Raw genomic sequence first — 1,191 nt, 5'->3', positions numbered from 1 at the left:
GTTGGAACCGAAAGGGTTTGAATTCATCATCATCTGTTTTTTCAATCACCGTCCAAGTAGCGAATGCCTCATCCATCAGTTTCCACGCCTCCGTTATCTCTTCATCCGTCATTTTCTCCGGCATTCCGGCTGCAAGGCGTTTATTCAACATTCCTTCTACCGTAAAAACCTCTTTATAACGTGCGCCCTTATACCATACAAAAAACATATGCCCCACAATAAATAAAACAACGGCAATATACAAAATCAGTTGGAGAACAGCCAATATCTTTACTCCCAAAGGAACTCCGTCATCCGCCGCAGCATCAGCTATTGCATCAGCTCCACTACCGCTTTTTACAAGTGTCAATCCATTAAAGGCAGCATCTTTTCCGCCTTTATCAAGTCCGGAAAACGACAACTTATCATCTTTATAAACGACTTTGCATTGACCGGAAATCCCGGCATCAACCTCCGGACGTCCGCCTACAAAAGAAAGAGTCAGTTCATTCCCGTTCATACTCTCGACGTAAAACTCATAAGTTGCCATCAAAGATTCCCTTCCACCGGGTTCCAGCATATTCACTTCCATAAATCCATTGCATCTGGCATTCTCATTATAAGGATTCAATTGCCAATTACCATCACAATTCAATGTGAACGCAACCTTTAAATCGCCTTCTTTATTTGCTCCTAGCCAGTCACCGCTAAAAACATCTTCCTGCGCAAATGCAGTCATCGAAATAACCATCATTACAATGGCACACAAATACTTTTTAATATTCTTCATAATATAATAAAATTAATATTTCAACACTTTGGCTGCCACGTTCTTAAATTGCGGCATAGCAAGCCCGATAGAAGCTCCAATATAAGTCGGATCACAAATTATGTACTTCTTTCCGCTTACAGTTATATAATCTCCGTCAATGTTTTCATCAAAACAGACCGCTGTTGCCATGTGATTGGGATATTCCAACAATACAACATCAAGCCCCATAAGAGTACGTACCAAATAAGAGTATAACACAGCACGGTCTTCGCAATCGGAATAAGGATAGTAGAACAGCTCATCCACAAAGAAAGGCTTTTCATAACCAAACTGGTCACCATCTGTCTTATAATCAAAAGCTGTCTGCACGAAATTAATCAGTATATTAGCGGCTTCCGATTGTTTTTTCCCTTGTATGGCAGCTTGCAATGATGGAAGCA

The 1,191-nt window shown here is 40.7% G+C and carries 1 pseudogene; it reads right to left on the bottom strand.

Features of this window, described 5'->3' with window-relative positions:
- Positions 1-781: 781 nt before the first annotated feature.
- Positions 782-1,191: pseudogene (locus BSCG_RS00105) on the bottom strand (hypothetical protein); the annotation flags it as partial.

Origin of the sequence: Bacteroides sp. 2_2_4 (assembly GCF_000157055.1) — a bacterium.
Taxonomy (GTDB): Bacteria; Bacteroidota; Bacteroidia; order Bacteroidales; family Bacteroidaceae; genus Bacteroides; species Bacteroides ovatus.
Note: the sequence above shows the minus strand (reverse complement) of the source record. Positions and strands in the feature narration are given on the sequence as shown.